Origin of the sequence: Streptomyces sp. NPDC058239 (genome assembly GCF_042882185.1) — a bacterium.
Taxonomy (GTDB): domain Bacteria; phylum Actinomycetota; class Actinomycetes; order Streptomycetales; family Streptomycetaceae; genus Streptomyces.
On sequence record NZ_JBHVWS010000029.1, the window covers coordinates 36,479 to 54,114 of the forward strand.

11 protein-coding genes and 1 pseudogene are annotated in these 17,636 nt (G+C 69.8%); 3 read left to right on the plus strand and 9 right to left on the minus strand.

Translation table 11 applies throughout. From position 1 onward, the window contains the following. Nucleotides 1–63 precede the first annotated feature (63 nt). The 6 genes and pseudogenes from ACFVYE_RS27370 to ACFVYE_RS27395 form a co-directional block, all read right to left on the minus strand. Nucleotides 64–1,503 (minus strand): annotated as a pseudogene (locus ACFVYE_RS27370) (alpha-amylase family protein); the annotation flags it as partial. A gap of 412 nt (nt 1,504–1,915) precedes the next feature. Beyond that, a complete protein-coding gene (locus ACFVYE_RS27375) occupies nt 1,916–2,974 on the minus strand; it encodes a LacI family DNA-binding transcriptional regulator (protein ID WP_383974495.1) in 1,059 nt (352 codons plus the stop codon). Further along, on the minus strand, nt 2,959–4,635 hold the full coding sequence (locus ACFVYE_RS27380) for a glycoside hydrolase family 13 protein (RefSeq protein WP_383974492.1): 1,677 nt from the start codon (nt 4,633–4,635) through the stop codon (nt 2,959–2,961). Before ACFVYE_RS27380 ends, ACFVYE_RS27375 begins: the two co-directional genes overlap by 16 nt. Nucleotides 4,636–4,735: 100 nt before the next feature. Beyond that, on the minus strand, nt 4,736–5,629 hold the full coding sequence (locus tag ACFVYE_RS27385; RefSeq protein ID WP_383974490.1) for a sugar ABC transporter permease: 894 nt from the start codon (nt 5,627–5,629) through the stop codon (nt 4,736–4,738). Then, a complete protein-coding gene (locus ACFVYE_RS27390; RefSeq protein WP_389607534.1) occupies nt 5,626–6,642 on the minus strand; it encodes a carbohydrate ABC transporter permease in 1,017 nt (338 codons plus the stop codon). Before ACFVYE_RS27390 ends, ACFVYE_RS27385 begins: the two co-directional genes overlap by 4 nt. 19 nt (nt 6,643–6,661) lie before the next feature. Then, nucleotides 6,662–7,936 (minus strand): extracellular solute-binding protein, encoded by a 1,275-nt coding sequence (locus tag ACFVYE_RS27395; protein ID WP_383973498.1) that lies wholly within the window; start codon nt 7,934–7,936, stop codon nt 6,662–6,664. A gap of 356 nt (nt 7,937–8,292) precedes the next feature. On the opposite strand from ACFVYE_RS27395, the gene ACFVYE_RS27400 reads away from it, so the two are divergent. Both ACFVYE_RS27400 and ACFVYE_RS27405 read left to right on the plus strand, forming a co-directional pair. Then, complete coding sequence (locus tag ACFVYE_RS27400; protein ID WP_382947706.1) at nt 8,293–9,360, plus strand: LacI family DNA-binding transcriptional regulator; 1,068 nt, start codon at nt 8,293–8,295, stop codon at nt 9,358–9,360. An 87-nt stretch (nt 9,361–9,447) separates the two neighbouring features. Continuing rightward, nucleotides 9,448–10,422: a phosphatase PAP2 family protein gene (locus ACFVYE_RS27405; protein ID WP_383973496.1), complete on the plus strand. Its 975-nt coding sequence runs from the start codon at nt 9,448–9,450 to the stop codon at nt 10,420–10,422. Between the two features lie 135 nt (nt 10,423–10,557). On the opposite strand, the gene ACFVYE_RS27410 is transcribed toward ACFVYE_RS27405, so the two are convergent. Beyond that, nucleotides 10,558–12,156 carry an amidohydrolase gene (locus ACFVYE_RS27410; protein ID WP_389607535.1) on the minus strand — a complete coding sequence of 533 codons (1,599 nt, stop codon included), beginning with the start codon at nt 12,154–12,156 and terminating at the stop codon, nt 10,558–10,560. Between the two features lie 11 nt (nt 12,157–12,167). Next, complete coding sequence (locus tag ACFVYE_RS27415) at nt 12,168–13,640, minus strand: APC family permease (RefSeq protein ID WP_389607536.1); 1,473 nt, start codon at nt 13,638–13,640, stop codon at nt 12,168–12,170. Between the two features lie 152 nt (nt 13,641–13,792). On the opposite strand from ACFVYE_RS27415, the gene ACFVYE_RS27420 reads away from it, so the two are divergent. After that, nucleotides 13,793–14,425 carry a TetR/AcrR family transcriptional regulator C-terminal domain-containing protein gene (locus tag ACFVYE_RS27420; RefSeq protein ID WP_389607537.1) on the plus strand — a complete coding sequence of 211 codons (633 nt, stop codon included), beginning with the start codon at nt 13,793–13,795 and terminating at the stop codon, nt 14,423–14,425. A gap of 106 nt (nt 14,426–14,531) precedes the next feature. On the opposite strand, the gene ACFVYE_RS27425 is transcribed toward ACFVYE_RS27420, so the two are convergent. Next, nucleotides 14,532–17,522: a bifunctional [glutamine synthetase] adenylyltransferase/[glutamine synthetase]-adenylyl-L-tyrosine phosphorylase gene (locus tag ACFVYE_RS27425; RefSeq protein WP_383973488.1), complete on the minus strand. Its 2,991-nt coding sequence runs from the start codon at nt 17,520–17,522 to the stop codon at nt 14,532–14,534. Between the last annotated feature and the right edge of the window lie 114 nt (nt 17,523–17,636).

Consider the following 17,636-nt stretch of genomic DNA (forward strand, 5'->3'; position numbering starts at 1 on the left):
GTGACGCGGCAATGGGGCGGTCCGCTCACGGTTTCGGACGAGTCCGCGTCACCCGAGGAGAGCGGCGTCGACGCCGAACGAGGCACCGGAGGTGCTGGTGCCCGGGGCCGTGGTGCCGCCGCCCGCGCAGGTACGGGCGTTCACCTGGAGCGCCAGAGCCGTGTTGGCGCCGAGCGTCGCGGTGAACCGGCCGGAGCCGTCGACGGTGACGCCGTTGCCGGACTGGATGTCGCAGTAGTCACCGGCGGGCAGTGATGTCTGGAACGTACGGGTCAGCGAGGAGCCCTCGTGGTTGATCGCGACATACGCCTTGGAGCCGCGGCCGAACGCGATCTGGTCGCCGCCGTTGTCCCACCAGTCGGTGACGGACTCACCTCGTGCGGTGTTGCGGAAGCCGACCATGGAGGAGATCTCGCGCCAGGCGTGCTGGCACTTCCAGCCGTCGCTGTAACAGGCGTTCACTGTGCCACCGCTCGGCGGACCGGCGTCCTTGTCGGTCCACTCGTACCCGGAGTGGACGTCGGGCGAGCCGTACGGCCAGGCCAGCATGAAGACACTGGCGAGGGTGTAGTTGGCACCGTCCTTGTAGTTCAGTGTGTCGCCGCCGCGCTCGGTGTCGTGGTTGTCGACGAAGACCGCGGCCTTCGACGACGGCATGAAGCCCCAGCCCTCGCCGAAGTTCTTCAGGTAGGCGAGGTTCTCGTTGTTGAAGACCTGCTTGAGGCTGCGGGCGTAGCGGAACTCCTGGACGTCCCCCGTACCGGTGTACTCGTCGGGCGAGACGGCCTCGCCCGCCCCGTAGATCGCCTCCTGCTTCCAGTAGGCGTTGGGGTTGCTCAGCCGCGACTTGATGTTGGCGAGGTCGGCCGCGGGCATGTGTTTGGCGGCGTCGATGCGCAGGCCGTCGACGCCGAGGGCGAGCAGGTCGTTGAGGTATGCGGCGATCCTGCCGCGGACGTAGTCCTCACCGGTGTCCAGGTCGGCAAGGCCGACGAGTTCGCAGTTCTGGACGTTGGCCCGGTCCTGGTAGTTGCTGATCTGCGCGGTGCAGTCGTCCAGGTCGGCCGCGGAGTACACGCCGGGGTAGTTGTACTTGGTGTACGAGGAGCCGCCGGTACCGGTGCCCGATCCCGCCGACATGTGGTTGATGACGGAGTCGGCGACGACCTTGACACCCGCGCTGTGGCAGGTGCTGATCATGTTGGCGAAGGAGGCGCGGTCGCCGAGCCGTCCGGCGATCCTGTAGCTGACCGGCTGGTACGAGGTCCACCACTGGCCGCCCTGGATGTGTTCCTGGGGCGGCGAGACCTGCACGTAGCCGTAGCCGGCCGGGCCGAGGGAGTCCGTGCACGCCTTGGCCACGGAGTCGAACTTCCACTCGAAGAGAACGGCGGTGACGTCCTTGTCGCCCGGGGTGGAGGCCTGGGCGGTCGTGGCGGGGGCCACGAGAGCGGCGGCGCCTGCTATCAGGGCGAGCGCTGCAGACAGTGGTCTGCGTGCCATGTTTCCTCCTGCTGTGGGGGAAATGCGGGTGACGGTGCAGCCTCACGTGGCAACGCGCCCTGCCCTCAAGGCTCCTGAAGGTTCTTGCTGCAAGAATGCAAACCTTGCCGCGGTGGAGACCGTACGAGCCCGTCCGGCCTCGGTCAACCCTTTGGACACCGCCCGCTTACATCCACGAAATCCAGCAGTTTTCTTCCTGCAAGGTCTTACGCAAAACATTGCAGCGCTGTTACGTTTCTTCCGACTCCGGTCCGGTCGGCCGGGGGTTCCGGTGATCCCGGACCCCACGCGCCCGGCCGGCCGGGCCGGTCACGGACAAGAGAGGCACCTGGAGTCGCTCACTCCCCGCCGGCCCATTCAGGGCCGACTCCCGGTGCCTCTCCTGTACGCCCGGGCACCTTCGGGCCGGGCCTCAGACGCCGCGGACCGCGGCGGTGGAGCCCCGTACCACAAGCTCCGGCTGGAACACATACTCCGTACGCTGCACGGGGCTGCCGCCGATCTCCTCCAGCAGGGCGCTCACCGCGGCCGCCGCCATCGCCTGTACGGGCTGACGCACCGTCGTCAGCGGCGGATCGGTGAACGCGATCAGCTGCGAGTCGTCGAAGCCGACCACCGACACATCGCGCGGTACGCCGAGCCCGCGCTCCCGGGCCGCACGCACCACACCCAGCGCCATCAGGTCGCTGCCGCAGACGATGCCGGTGCACCCCCGGTCGAGCAGCGCACCGGCCGCGACCTGGCCGCCCTCGACGCTGAACAGCGTGGAACAGACGAGGAGTTCGGCCTCGGCGCGGCCCAGGCCCAGCAGGTTCACGGCGGCCTCGACGAAACCCTCCCGTTTGCGGCGGGCCGGCACATAGCGCTGCGGCCCGATGGCCAGGCCGACCCTGCGGTGGCCGAGATCGGCGAGGTGTCCGACGGCCATCCGTACGGCGGCGGAGTCGTCGGGCGAGACGAACGGGGCGCTGATCCGTTCGTTGTAGCCGTTGATCAGGACGAACGGCACGCCGCGGTCGGTGAGCGCGGCGTACCTGGCCGGGTCGGCCGACATGTCGGCGTGCAGCCCGGAGAGGAAGACGATCCCGCCGACGCCCCGTTCGACGAGCTGCTCGACGAGTTCGTCCTCGGTGGCACCGCCGGGCAGCTGGGTGCAGAGCACCGGCGTGTAGCCGTGCCCGGCCAGTACCTGTTCGACGGACTGCGCGAACGCCGGGAAGATCGGGTTGGTGAGCTCGGGCGTCACCAGTCCGATCAGCCCGGCGCTGCGCCGGCGCAGCCGTACGGGGCGTTCGTAGCCGAGGATGTCCAGCGCGGCGAGCACCCGTTGACGCGTGGTGTCCGCGACGCCCGGTTTCCCGTTGAGCACCCGGCTGACGGTCGCCTCGCTGACCGCTGCCTGGCCGGCGATGTCCGAGAGCCTCGGAGCACCACCGGCCCTGGGCAGGGGGACGGTCACACCGTCCACCACACCGTGGTGTCCGCGGGCAGCTCGATCTCGGCGCCGTCGGCGGCGACCGGGGTGCTGGACAGCAGGACGGTGCCGCGTACGGGGATGCGTACCGGACGGCCTGTCGTGTTGACGGTGCAGACGAAGCCGGGGCGGGCGAAGATCAGCAGACCCTCGGGGGCCTGGAGCCACTCCACCGCGGTGCCGGCGCCGAGCCCCGGGTGCACCCGGCGGGCGGCGATCGCGGCCCGGTACAGCTCCAGCGTGGAGCCCGCTTCGCCGGTCTGCGCCTCGACGCTCAGCCCACTCCAGCTGTCGGGCTGGGGCAGCCAGCTGCCGCCGCTGCCGAAGCCGTACGAGCTGCCGTCGCGGGTCCACGGAATCGGCACCCGGCAGCCGTCGCGGAAACCGTCCTGGCCGTCCGCGCGGAAGAACGACGGGTCCTGGCGGGCCTCGTCGGGCAGGTCGGTGACGTCGGGCAGGCCGAGCTCCTCGCCCTGGTAGACGTACGCGGAACCGGGCAGCGCCAGCATCAGCAGGGTGGCGGCACGGGCCCGGCGCAGGCCCAGCTCGCGGTCGCCGGCCGTGCGGATCTGGGTGCCGAGGCCGGGCGGGTTGGCGAACCGGGTGGTGTGCCGGGTCACGTCGTGGTTGGAGAGCACCCAGGTGGTGGGGGCGCCCACCGGCCGCATCGCGTCCAGCGAGGTGTCGATGACCTTGCGGAGCTCGGTGGCGTCCCAGGCGGTGGACAGGTACTGGAAGTTGAACGCCTGGTGCATCTCGTCGGGGCGCACATAGTTGGCGGTGCGCTCGACGGTGGGGGTCCAGGCCTCGGCGACGGCGATGCGTTCGCCGGGGTACTCGTCGAGGATGGTGCGCCAGGAGCGGTAGATCTCGTGGACCCCGTCCTGGTCGAAGAACGGCATGACGTCGTTGCCGAGCAGCTTGAGCTGGTCGTGGGTGCCGAGGTCGGGCAGGCCCTCGGCCTTGACGAGGCCGTGGGCGACGTCGACCCGGAAGCCGTCGACACCCATGTCGAGCCAGAAGCGCAGGATCGAGCGGAACTCGTCGGCGACGGCCGGGTGTTCCCAGTTGAAGTCGGGCTGCTCGGGCGCGAAGAGGTGGAGGTACCAGTCGCCCGGGGTGCCGTCCGGGTCGGCGGTCCGGGTCCAGGCGGGGCCGCCGAAGATGGACTCCCAGTCGTTGGGCGGGAGTTCACCGTCCGCGCCCTTGCCGGGGCGGAAGTGGTAGCGCTCGCGCAGCGCGGAGCCGGGGCCCTCGGCGAGGGCCCGCTTGAACCACTCGTGCTGGTCGGAGGAGTGGTTGGGCACCAGGTCCACGATGATCCGCAGGCCCAGGTCGTGGGCGTCCCGGATCAGCGCGTCGGCGTCCAGCAGGGTGCCGAACATCGGGTCGATGGCACGGTAGTCGGCGACGTCGTAGCCCGCGTCGGCCTGCGGGGACGCGTAGAACGGGCTGAGCCAGACCGCGTCGACGCCGAGGTCCTTGAGATACGGAAGTCTCTCCCGTACGCCTGCGAGATCGCCCATGCCGTCGCCGTTGCCGTCGGCGAAGCTCCGCGGATAGACCTGGTAGATCACCGCGTCCTGCCACCAGCCGGTGCGGTGGCCCGGAGCGTCGTCGGACGTGCCGGTGGAGGGGGCAGCGAGGTGCTGGGTCATGTCGTCCCTGGGGTGTCTGGTGGGGAGCGTCGCCGGGACCGGGTCGGGATTCCGGCGACGCCGTGACTTGGTGCGTGCGGGTCGTACGGGGCGTGCTGCGTCAGCCCTTGACGGCTCCGGCGGACATGCCGGTGACCAGATGACGCTGGGCGAAGAGGAAGACCAGGGCCGCGGGTATCGCGATCAGCACGGACGCGGCGGTCATCGGCCCCCACTGTGCTCCGTACTGGTTGACGAAGAGCTGCAGTCCGCCCGCGAGGGTGAGGTTGTCCTCGCCGACCATGAAGGCGGAGGCGTACGCCACTTCGCCCCACGCGGTGATGAAGGAGTAGAACGCGGTGACGGCGAGGCCGGGCTTGGCGAGCGGCAGGATGAGCCGCCAGAACGTGCCGAACGGGGTGAGGCCGTCGACCTGTCCGGACTCGTCGATCTCGCGCGGGATGGTGTCGAAGAAGCCCTTCATCATCCAGGCACAGAACGGCACCGAGATGGTGAGGTAGGTGATGACGAGGCCGGCGGGCTGATTCAGCAGCCCCATGCCCGCCATGATGTTGTAGATCGGCACGATGAGGACGGCGACCGGGAACATCTGGGTGACCAGCAGCGTCCACATCAGCCCGCGCTTGCCCGGGAAGCGGAAGCGGCTGACGGCATAGCCGGTGGAGGCGGAGATGATGACGCCGAGAAGCGTGGTGAGCCCCGCGACGAGCAGGGAGTTGCCGAACCAGGTGAGGAACTTCGTGTTCTGGATCAGGTTCGTGTAGTTCTCGAACGTGGTCTCTTTGAAGAAGTCCGTGGTGGTCGCGTACGCGGCGGGCTTCAGCGAGGTGAGCAGGACCCACAGCACGGGGAAGACGGCGATCACGGACGCGACGACGAGCGTGAGGTGCAGCCCGACGGAGGCGATCGGCGAACGCTCGCCGCGCAGCCGGACCTTGCGCGCGGAGTGCCGTGCGGAGGTCGCCGGGACGGTGGTTGCGGGGGCGGTGGTCACCAGTCGTCTCCCTGTGTGCGGAGGACTCGCCGGTAAACGGCGGCGAAGATCATCAGGAGTACGAGGATCAGCACGCCCCAGGTGGAGGACTGCGCGAAGTCGCGCGGGCTGATCTCGAAGGAGAACTTGTACGCCTGGGTGACCAGGATCTGGGTGGCTTCACCGGGTCCGCCGCGGGTCAGCAGGTAGATCACCGGGAACATGTTGAAGGTCCAGATGGTGGAGAGCAGGATCACCGTGGTGGAGACCGGCCGCAGTCCGGGCAGCGTGATGTGGCGGAACCGCTGCCAGGCGGTGGCGCCGTCCATCTCCGCGGCCTCGTACTGCTCGCTGGGGATCGACTGCAGTCCGCCGAGCAGGGCGACCATCATGAACGGCACACCGAGCCAGACGTTGACGGCGATGACGGAGAGCTTGGCCCAGGTGGGGTCGTTCAGCCACGGTATGCCGTCGATTCCGCCACCGGAGAGGATCTTGTTGAGCAGCCCGCGGTCCTCGTTGTAGAGGAAGCGCCAGGCGAAGACGGAGACGAAGCCGGGGATGGCCCAGGGCAGGATGAGCGCCATCCGGTACGCGGAGCGTCCGGCGATCCTGCGGTTGAGGATGTTGGCGAGGGCCATGCCGAGACAGAAGGTGATGGTCACACAGGAGACCGTCCACACCAGGGTCCACCCGAGCGTGCCGAGAAACTGATTGCCGGTGAGGGCGTCGGCGTAGTTGTCCAGGCCCACGAACTTGTACGTGGCGGGCATGTGGTTGACACCGATGGACCGCTCGACGTTGCGCTCATTGGCATCGGTCATCGACAGGTAGATGCCGCGGACCAGCGGATAGCCGATGATCACGCCGATCACGACGACGACCGGGGCGACCATGGTCCAGGCGTACCAGTGGGTCGACAGAGCCCGCCGGAGCCTGCTCGGCGGCGGAGGGGTGCCAGTACCGCGGCTCCGGCCGCGGGCGACGTCGTCGCCCGCGGCCTTCGCCACCGACTGGCTGGTGTGGACAGCCATCAGCCGGCCTGCCTTCCTGTTACTTCCAGCCCTTGAGGAGCTTGCGGTAGGAGTCGCCGGTCGTCTTGACGGCCTTCTCCGGCGTGGTCTGGCCGGTCAGGACCTTGGTGTACTCGGTGACGAGCGGCGCGAAGAGGCTGCCGGTCTCCGGGATCCAGGGGCGCTCGACGGCGGTCTCGACGACGGGCTTGAAGAAGCCGACGATCTCGTTGTCGACGACGTCCTGCTTGGCGTAGGCGGAGGTACGGGTCGGCAGGAGGCTCAGCTCCTTGGTGACCTTGGCCTGGGTGTCGGCGGACGTCATGTAGTCGACGAACGCGTAGGAGGCGTCGAGGTTCTTCGAGCCCGCGTAGACGGCCAGGTTGTGACCGCCCTGCGGGGCGCCCTGCGCGGCGGAGCCGGCCGGGACCGGGGCGATGCCCAGGTTGGCCTTGTCCTTGAACTCCTTGCCGGCGTAGGTGTCGGCGACGGCCCACGGGCCGTTGATCATCATGGCGACCTTGCCGTCCTTGAAGGACGCCTGCATGTTCTCCCAGCCGTCCGTGGCATCGGTCTTGGCAGCCCCGGAGTCGACGAGGTCCTTGACGACCTTCATCGCCTTGACGCCCTCGGGGTTGTCGATCGTGACGGACTTGGTGGAGGCGTCGACCATGTCGCCGCCCTCGCCGTACAGGAAGGAGAGGAACCAGTACGCGTCATCGCCGCGCAGGTACATACCGGTCTTGCCGGTCTTGTCCTTGATCTTCTCGGAGACGGTCTTCAGCTCGCCGACGGTCTTGGGGACCTCGACGCCGGCCTCCTTGAAGATCTTCTTGTTGTAGAAGATGCCCATGGAGTCGATGACCTGCGGCACCGCGTACGTCTTGTCCTTGTACTTGGTGGACGCGGCGGCCTGCTTCAGGAAGTCGTCCGGGTTCTTCAGCGCGGCGGTGCCGTCGAGCGGGGCCAGGTAGCCGAGGTCGGCGAACTCGGGGGTCCAGGCGACCTCGGAGCGGATGACGTCGGGGGCGTCGGAGCCGGACTGGGCCGCGTTCTTGAACTTGTTCTGCGCGTCACCGAAGGGCACGTTGACGTACTTGATGTGGACCTTCGGGTGCTGCTTGGTGAAGTCCTCAGCGATCTTCTTGAAGACCTTGTCCTCGCTGCCCGCGGTGGAGGTGTCCCACCACGTCACCGTGCCGGAGAGCTCGCCCGAGCTCTTGCTCGTGCCGTCGGACTCGCTGTCGCTGCCGCAGGCGGTCGCCGCAAGCGCCAGGGCCGCGACCAGGGCGGTGGCCGTTATGCCACGTCGCATCTGAACTCCTTCAACTGCCGTACCGCTCCGTCGCGGCGCCGGGTCGACGTGAACGTAACAAGGATGAAAGAACGCCGAAAGAGTTTGCGGAAGATTTCTGCAAGCTTCGGCGATCGTTACATTCGCGTGTCCGCACGGTTGCCGTCAAGCCTCTTGACGCGAGCCGCCGATCCCTGGCAGTGCAGGCCACAGCCCATGAACCCGCAGTGCGACGATCCGACTGCGGTCCGCAAACCGGGCTCGCAAGACCTTGCAAGACTTTGCCGCGGTGTCGTCCCGGACCAGCCCACAGGTACGGTCGTCCGATTCCTGCGGATGGTGGGCAATCCGACATACGCCCGGTACAGTCCACTTCCATGACCGCACGGCTTGCCGATATCGCAACTCAGGCGGGGGTCAGCGAAGCGACGGTCAGCCGTGTACTGAACGGCAAGCCCGGCGTAGCAGCGGCCACCCGCGAATCCGTTCTCGCCGCGCTCGACGTTCTCGGCTACGAACGGCCCGTACGGCTGCGCAGGCGCAGCGCGGGACTGGTCGGGCTGATCACGCCCGAGCTGGAGAACCCCATCTTTCCGGCGCTGGCCCAGGTCATCGGCCAGGCGCTGACCCGGCAGGGCTACACCCCGGTGCTGGCGACCCAGACCCCCGGCGGCTCCACCGAGGACGAGCTGACCGAGATGCTGGTCGACCGCGGCGTCTCGGGCATCATCTTCGTCTCCGGACTGCACGCCGACACCTCGGCCGATATGCAGCGCTACGAGCAACTGCGTGCCCAGGGCGTCCCGTTCGTCCTGGTCAACGGCTTCTCGCCCAAGGTGCAGGCGCCGTTCATCTCGCCGGACGACCGGGCCGCGATGCGGCTCGCGGTGACCCATCTCGTGTCGCTGGGCCATCAGCGGATCGGCCTGGCGGTAGGGCCCAAGCGGTTCGTGCCGGTTCTGCGCAAGATCGAGGGCTTCCGTTCCACCGTGCAGGAGCAGTTGAACCTCGCCCCGGACGAGGTGGAGGAGCTGATCCAGCACTCGCTGTTCACCCTGGAGGGCGGGCAGGCCGCCGCGTCGGCGCTGATGGAGCGGGGTTGCACGGCGGTGGTGTGCGCGAGCGACATGATGGCGCTCGGCGCGATCAGGGCCGCCCGTCGGCTGTCGATGGAGGTGCCGCGCGATCTGTCGGTGGTCGGTTACGACGATTCGCCGCTCATAGCATTCACCGATCCGCCATTGACGACGATCCGTCAGCCGGTCACGGCAATGGGCCAGGCCGCCGTGCGCACCCTGCTGGAGGAGATCGGCGGCACACCCGCTCCGCACAGCGAGTTCGTCTTCATGCCCGAACTGGTCGTTCGCGGTTCAACGGCCGCAGGCCCCGGGCCCGCTCCGGCCTCCGCCGCCGGAGCCGTTCCAGGATCGCACGCCCGCTCCTAGCGCGCAGTACCAGCAGTCGGATGTGCAGCCCCGAACCGATCGGAGGATGATCGGGCGGAAGGAACATTTCTGGCAGACTCTGTGCCTATGGGTGAATTGAGCGTGACGTCACAGGAAGGCCGGTTGGAGGCCACCCCGTCACCCATCGTGGACGAGGCGGCCCCCACGGCGAACGCTGGGCAGAACGCCGGATGGCGCAACGGCGGCCCGGCGAGACTGCGTTCCCTGCGATCCCCTCGCCGGCCGCGCATCTGGTTCGAAATCCTGCTGATTGCAGCCAGTTACTGGGTGTACTCGCTGGTGCGCAACGCCGTCCCCGAGCAGCAGGCCGAGGCCCTGCACAATGCCGACTGGATCTGGTCGGTCGAGACGTACCTGGGCATCGCCGTGGAGCGGACGGTCAACCATGCGGTGAATTCCGCGACATGGCTGATCGTGTCGATGAACTACTACTACGCGACACTGCACTTCATCGTCACCGTCTGTGTGCTGGTGTGGCTGTTCCACCGTCACCCCGGCCGTTACGCGGCGGCCCGTCTGGCCCTGTTCGCGACCACGGCCGTAGCACTGCTCGGCTACTACCTCTATCCACTGGCACCGCCCCGCCTGATGAACGGCGGCCACTTCATCGACACCGTCCTGGTCCATCAGACCTGGGGATCGATGGCCTCGGGCAACTTCAAGAACATGTCGAACCAGTACGCGGCGATGCCCTCGATGCACATCGGCTGGTCGCTCTGGTGCGGCCTGACCGTCTTCGCGCTGGCCTCCGCCCCCTGGGCGCGCATCCTGGGAGGGCTCTATCCGGCAGTCACCCTGCTGGTGATCGTGGCGACAGCCAACCACTTCTGGCTGGACGCGCTGGGTGGCATGACGTGTCTGGCCTTCGGTTACGCGATCTCGTACGCCTGGTACGGCTCGCTGCCGCACCACCTCCCGAAGCGGGTTCCGCTGCTGCGGGGGAGGTCGCGGCCGGCCGGCCTGTCCGCGGGCACGCCGATCCGGACGCAACGCCCGGCGACGGACGCGGCAGCGCGCAATTCGAGCCCGTCCGGCGTTTGAGGACATCTTTCAGCCCTTCCGGCGATCGGGGACCGGGGTCCGGGCGGAGCCGCATATCGATGCTGCCGGGAAGGGGCGGGCAGGGGAACAGGCCCGCCGCAGGCGCCCACCCCCTCCACGCCGCCCCGCCCCACCTCACCCCCTGTGCACCACACGCCCCCCGCACACCGTGACCCTCACAGGTGCCTCCCCCACCTCGTCCGCCGGGGCAAGCACAGGGTCCACCCCGAGCGCCGTCAGATCAGCCCGGTATCCCACGGCGATCCGCCCCGCGACGCCCTGCTCCCCGACAGCGACCGCGGCGTGCGATGTGCATCCCTCCAGTGCCATCAGCCCCGTCAGCGCCTGCTCGGCAGTGACCGGCTCGGTGTCGTACGCCCCGGGCAGCCGTCGCAGCCGGGCCGTGGCCAGCACCTGTCGTACGTCGTAGTGGGCGATCGGCCAGTCCGAGCCCAGCGCCAGATACGCCCCGGCGTCGCGCAGGTCCCGGCAGCGCCAGGCCCGGCCGGCCCGCTCGTCGCCGAGCCGTTTCGACCACTCGTCGGTGTGGTCGGCACGGGTGTACGCGGTGTGCGTCGGCTGCATCGAGGCGATCACCCCGAGCGAGGCGAACCGGGCGGCCAGGCCCTGCGGCACGGTCTCGATGTGCTCGATGCGGTGGCGGAGCCGGCCGCTCTCCCCCAGCGTCTCCACCGTGTCCAGCACATGCCGCACGGCCGCGTCCCCGATGGCGTGCGTGGCGGTTCCCACCCCGGCGTGGTGCAGATGGTGAACAGCGGCGGTGTACACCTGCGGGTCCGGCCAGAACGCCTCGGTGCCCTCCCCGTGGCAGTCGGCGTGTTCCAGCCACGCGGTGCCGCCCTCGACGGTGCCGTCCATGAAGAACTTCACGCCGCCGACCCGCCAGAGCCGGCCCGCCTCGCTCTGCACACGTACCAGCTCCTCCAGAGCCTCCTTGCCGGCGCCCGGCATGCACCAGGGGGCCAGCCGGAGCCGCACCGGCAGATCCGTCTCCTCCTCCACCGCGGCCAGCAGTTCGGGCACGGAACCGTCGCCGAGGTCCATCACATGAGCCCCGGTCAGACCGGTGGCGGCCATGCGGGAGAGGAGTTCCACGAGGCGGGTGCGTCGCTCGGCGTACGAGGGCCTGGGCAGCAGTCCGGCGACCAGATCCATCGCGGCGTGCTCGATCAGATGGCCGGTGGGACGCCCGTCGGGGTCGCAGACGACGGTGGAGCGCTGGGCGAAGGTTCGGGGGCCCGCGATCCCGGCGCGTTCCAGGGCCGCGCCGCTGACCAGGGCGGAGTGCCCGTCGTAGAGCCGGATGAAGGCGGGTGCGCCACCGATGGCGTCCTCGATGAGGGCCCGGTCGACGGGCCGGCCGCCGAAGGCGTTGTGGTCCAGGCCCCAGGCGATGACCCAGCCCTCGGTCCGTTCGGCCCCGGCGAGTGCGGCGCGCAGTTGGTCGAGGTCGCGGACGGCGGTGAGGTCCGTGCCGGTGGCCATCTCCAGGCCCCAGACGGGGTGGCTGTGCGCATCGACCAGGCCGGGCGTGAGGGTGGCCCCGGCCAGGTCGACTCTCTCCGTGCCGGTCCCGTGCCACTCGCGCAGTTCGGCCTCGTCTCCGACGGCGGTGATCACCCCGTCCTTGACCGCCACGGCGGTGGCTTCGGGCCGGGCCGGGTCGAGGGTGCGGACACGGGCTCCGGTGAGGAGGAGATCGGCTGCGGGCACGGTGGGACTCCTTAAAGGGTGGTGGAGGCGGATGTGGCGGGGCCGGGGACGGTCACGGCCCCCTCCGGCGGTGACGGCTCGGCCGCGAACCGGGCGTACACCTCGGGTCTGGTGCGCTTCAGCCGGTGCGCGAGCACGAGCCCGATCAGGAAGACCGCGGGCACCAGCGAGACGAGCACGATGTTGACGCCGGTCGAGGCCCCGGAGAACAGATCGACGTTGTCCGTGACCAGGACGATCGCGGCGGCCAGCAGCACGGCCGCGACGACCGGCGCGACGACGGTACGGAGCCTGCCCTCGCCGTGCTCGAACCGCCGGAAGAACAGCGGCACGGCGATCGCCGCGAGCAGCTGGAGCACCATCAGGCCGATCATTCCCGGGGTGTTGACCCAGAGCAGCAGCTGCGAGTACGGGTCGGCGCCGGCCGCCGCGAAGCCGATGACGATCACGGCGCCGAGCGCGATCTGGGCGAGACCGGCCACGTACGGAGAACGGTGCCGGGGGTGGATGCGGCCGAGGGCGGCGGGCAGCACACCCTCCTCGGCGAGCGAGAGCCCGTACCGGTTGATGGCGTTGTGGAAGGCGAGCAGCGAGGCGAGCACGCTGGTGACGATGAGGATGTGCATCAGGTCCGCGGCCCAGCCGCCGACGTAGTGGGTGATGGCGGAGAAGAACAGTCCGCCCGGGTCGGTGGCGGCGGCCTTGACGACCTGTGCGTCGCCGAATGCCTGGATGACGGTCCAGACGACGAACGAGTAGAAGAGTCCGAGGAACGCGACGGCGATATAGGTGGCGCGCGGGACGGTGCGGTCCGGGTTCCGTGCCTCGCGCCGGTAGATCACCGTGGACTCGAAGCCGGTGAACGCGGCGAAGGCGCAGGCCAGTACGGCCGCCATGCCGGGTACGAGGACATTGCCGGGCGCGAACGAGGCGAGCGAGATCCCGTCGGCTCCGCCGTCCAGCAGCACACCGCCCGCGAGCAGGACGAGGATGCCGGTCTCGGCGACGAGCAGCACCCCGAGGACCTTTGCGCCGAAGTCGATGGAGCGGAAGCCTCCGTACCAGATGAGCAGCAGCCCGGCGAGGGAGATCGGCAGCCACGGAAGGTCGATGCCCCACAGGGCCTGGGCGGTGTCGGCGGTGGCCGATCCGAGGAGCCCGTAGACGCCGATCTCCATGCCGTTGTAGCCGAGCATCGCGAGCAGGGCGGCGGCGATGCCGATGGGGCGGCCCATCCCCCGGGTGATGTACGCGTAGAACGCGCCGCCGCTGCGGACATGGCGGCTCATCGTGGTGAACCCGACGGCGAAGACCGCGAGGGTGATGCCCGCCAGCAGATAGCCGACGGGGGCACCGATGCCGCCGAGCAGGATGGCGATGGGAGCGACTCCGGCCATCACCGTGAGCGGGGCGGCGGCCGAGATGACGAAGAAGGCGATGTCGGCGGTGCCGAGGGTGCCTCTCCTGAGGGTGGGCGCAGACATACGAAAAGGGGAGCCCTTCTGCGACTGGCGGGGCAGGGACCGTGAACCAGAAACCTAAAGGCTTTCGGTTTGCGCAATGTAGCCTCGCCCCAGGGCATCCGGGAAGACCTCTCGGCAGACTTGCGTGCAGACCTACGTCAGGAGAACCGCACATGGGACGGCCGCGCACGGCGCTGCTCGACCGGGAGCGCATCACCACCACGGCGCTCGAACTCATCGACGAGCAGGGCCGGTTCAGCGTCCCGCAGATAGCCCGACGGCTCGGGGTACAGACCGGGTCGCTCTACCACCATGTGGACGGAAGGGGCGGGGTCGTCGAGCTCGTCCGGGAACGCGTCTGCGCGGCGATCGACTCCGCGACCCTCGACCTGGAGCCGTGGGATGCGGCCATGACGGCCTGGGCCCGCTCCTACCGCGCCGCGTTCGCAGCCCACCCGCACGTGATCCCACTGCTGACGACGTCACCGGTGCGCGCCCCGAAGGTCCTGGAGCAGTACGAGCGCGCGGTACGGCTGCTGCTGGGCGTCGGCTTCGCCATGACCGAGGTGATGACGGTGATCATCGCCCTGGAGAATCTGGTCCTGGGCTCGGCGCTGGACCTGGCGGCCCCGGAGACGATGTGGGAACTCCCCGACGACATCACGACACCCCGCCTCGCGGAGGCCCTGGCCGCGGTGGGCACGGGCCGGGCGGACGCGGCGTTCGAACTGGCGCTGGGCGCGTTCATCGGACATTGCCGCACACTCCTGGACGCGGAGGACGCATCAAGCCGATCCGGCGCTTGAGGACGCCTTTTCAGCGCGCCGGGCAGAGCCGAGCCGGTCCGGCGCTCGATGACCGGGGCCCGGGGCGGAAGCCCCGAGAAGGGCCCCGCGCCGCAGCGGCCACCCCTCACGCCCCGTAGAACCGCTCCTCCACCACTGCGCGCGCCCGCCGCGTAATCCGCCGGTAGTCGTCCAGCATGTCCCCGACATGCCCCGGCTCATACCCCAAGTACCGCCCCACCGCCGTGAGTTCACGCGGCCCCGACGGAAACGTGTCGCCCGGCCGCCCCCGCACCAGCATCACCGCATTGCGGACCCGCGTCGCCAGCACCCACGCCTCGTCCAGCGTCTGCGCGTCCTCGCCCGAGATCAGCTCCGCCGCGCGCGCCGCGGCCAGCGCCTCGCGGGTACGGGTCGTCCGCAGCCCCGGTTCCACCCAGCCGTGCTGCATCTGCATCAGCTGGACCGTCCACTCGACATCGCTCAGCCCGCCGCGCCCCAGCTTGGTGTGGAGCGTCGGGTCGGCGCCGCGCGGCAGCCGTTCGGACTCCATCCGGGCCTTCAGGCGGCGGATCTCGCGGACCGCGTCCTCCCCGAGGCCCTCCATCGGGTAGCGCAGCAGATCGATCAACTCGATGAAGTCACGGCCGAGTTCCTCGTCACCGGCCATCGGCTCGGCGCGCAGCAGTGCCTGGCTCTCCCAGACCAGCGACCATCGCCGGTAATAGGCCTCGTACGACCTCAGCGTACGCACCAGCGGCCCGCTCTTGCCCTCCGGCCGCAGATCCGCGTCGATGATCAACGGCGGGTCGGCGGTGGGCAGTTGCAGCAGTCTCCGCATCTCGGACACCACCTGGTTCGCGGCCCGGCCCGCCTCCTGCTCGTCGACGCCCTCGCGCGGTGAGTGGACGAACAGCACATCGGCGTCGGAGCCGTATCCGAGCTCGTGTCCGCCGAAACGGCCCATGCCGATCACGGCGAACCGGGTGGGAAGGGTGTCCCCCCACTGTTCGCGTACGACGGCGCGCAAGGCGCCCGCGATCGTGACGGCGTTGAGATCGGTGACAGCGTTGCCGACCCGGTCGACGAGGGCCCCGGGGTCCTCCTCGGCGGGGCTCTCCTCCGTGCCGTACGAGCCGATGAGGTCCGCGGCCGTGGTCCGGAACAGCTCGCGCCGACGCACCCCACGGACCACGGAGACGGCGGATTCGGCACCCTCCGCACGCCCCACCGCGGCCAGCACCTCCTGCTCCAGGTGCTCCCGGCTGCGCGGCTTCAGCCCCTGCGGATCGCCGAGGATCGCCACCGCCTCGGGCGCACGGAGCAGCAGGTCGGGGGCGAGCCGGCCGGCCGAGAGCACCCGGGCGAGGTTCTCCGCGGCCGCGCCCTCGTCCCTCAGCAGCCGCAGGTACCAGGGGGTCTTGCCGAGTGCGTCGGACACCTTGCGGAAGCCGAGCAGCCCGGCGTCCGGATCGGCGGAGTCCGCGAACCACCCGAGCAGCACCGGCAGCAGGGTGCGCTGGATGGCGGCCTTGCGGGACACCCCGGACGACAGTGCCTCCAGGTGCCGCAGCGCGGCGGCCGGATCGGCGTAGCCGAGCGCTTCGAGCCGGTGCCCCGCCGCTTTCGCGCTGAGCCTGGACTCGCCGGGCGCGAGCTGGGCGACGGCGTCGAGCAGCGGCCGGTAGAACAGTTTCTCGTGCAGCCGCCGCACCACGGAGGCGTGCCGCTTCCACGCCTGGTTGAGTTCGGTGAGCGGGTCCGTACGCATCCCGAGGGAGCGCCCGAGCCGCCGCAGATCGGCCTCGTCCTCCGGGACCAGATGGGTGCGGCGCAGCCGGTAGAGCTGGATCCGGTGCTCCATGGCGCGCAGGAAGCGGTACGCGTCGTCCAGCTGCGCGGCGTCCACCCGCCCCACGTAGCCGCCCGCGGCGAGCGCCCGAAGGGCCTCCAGGGTGGTGCCGCTGCGCAGGGTGGCGTCACTGCGGCCGTGCACCAGCTGGAGCAGCTGTACGGCGAATTCGACGTCCCGCAGCCCGCCGGGACCGAGCTTGATCTCGCGGTCGACGCGGTCGGCGGGGATGTTGTCGACGACTCGGCGGCGCATCTTCTGTACGTCGGCGACGAAGTTCTCGCGGTCCGCGGCCTGCCATACGAGCGGCGAGACGGCCTCGACGTACTCCGCGCCCAGTTCGGGGTCGCCGGCCACCGGCCGGGCCTTGAGGAGCGCCTGGAACTCCCAGGTCTTGGCCCAGCGCTGGTAGTACGCGAGGTGCGAGGACAGCGTCCGTACGAGGGGCCCGTTGCGGCCCTCGGGACGGAGGTTGGCGTCGACGGGCCAGATGGTGCCCTCGACGGTCGTGTCGGAGCAGATCCGCATCATGTGCGCGGCCAGCCGGGTGGCGGCCTGCACGGCTGCGCTCTCCTCGTAGCCGTCGACCGGTTCCGCGACGAAGATGACGTCGACGTCGGAGACATAGTTCAGCTCGTGCCCACCGCACTTGCCCATCGCGATGACGGCGAGCCGGCACTGGGCGGCGTCGGAGGGTGCGGCCGTACGGGCGATGGCGAGCGCCGCCCGCAGGGTCGCCGTGGCCAGGTCGGCCAGTTCGGCGGCGGCCTCGGCGACGTCCGTCGTACCGCACACGTCGCGGGCCGCTATGGCCAGCAGGCACCTGCGGTAGGCGACGCGCAGCGAGTCGGGGTCGTCGGCCCCGGCGAGCCCCTGCTCGAATTCGGCCACCCCGGGGTGCAGATCGGTGGCCTCGTAGGTGACGAGCGCATGCCAGTCGCGGGGGTGGCGGGCGAGATGGTCACCGAGCGCCTCGGACGCCCCGAGCACCCCGAGCAGCCGGTCCCGCAGCGGTTTGGCGGTGACGAGGGTGTCCAGGAGGACCTGCCGTTCGTCCGGCTCCTCCGCCTCCACCAGCCGGACGACGCCGCGCAGCGCCAGATCGGGGTCGGCGGTGGCCCCGAGGGCGTCGAGCAGCACCGGATCGGAGCGTACGGACGACAGCTCGGGCAGGTCGAGGAGCCGCTCGGCGGCGGAGGGGTCGATGAAACCGTGCCGCAGCAGTCGGGTGAATGTACTGCTCCTGCGCCCCGGCACCGTCGTCATTCCGTGCTCTCCTGCTCGCCGTCCACACACACTCCAGCGTTCCGAGCCTAGCCTCGTACCGATGAATTCGTAGCGGGTGCGCCGTCCGCACTTCGGGGGCACGATCGCTTCAAG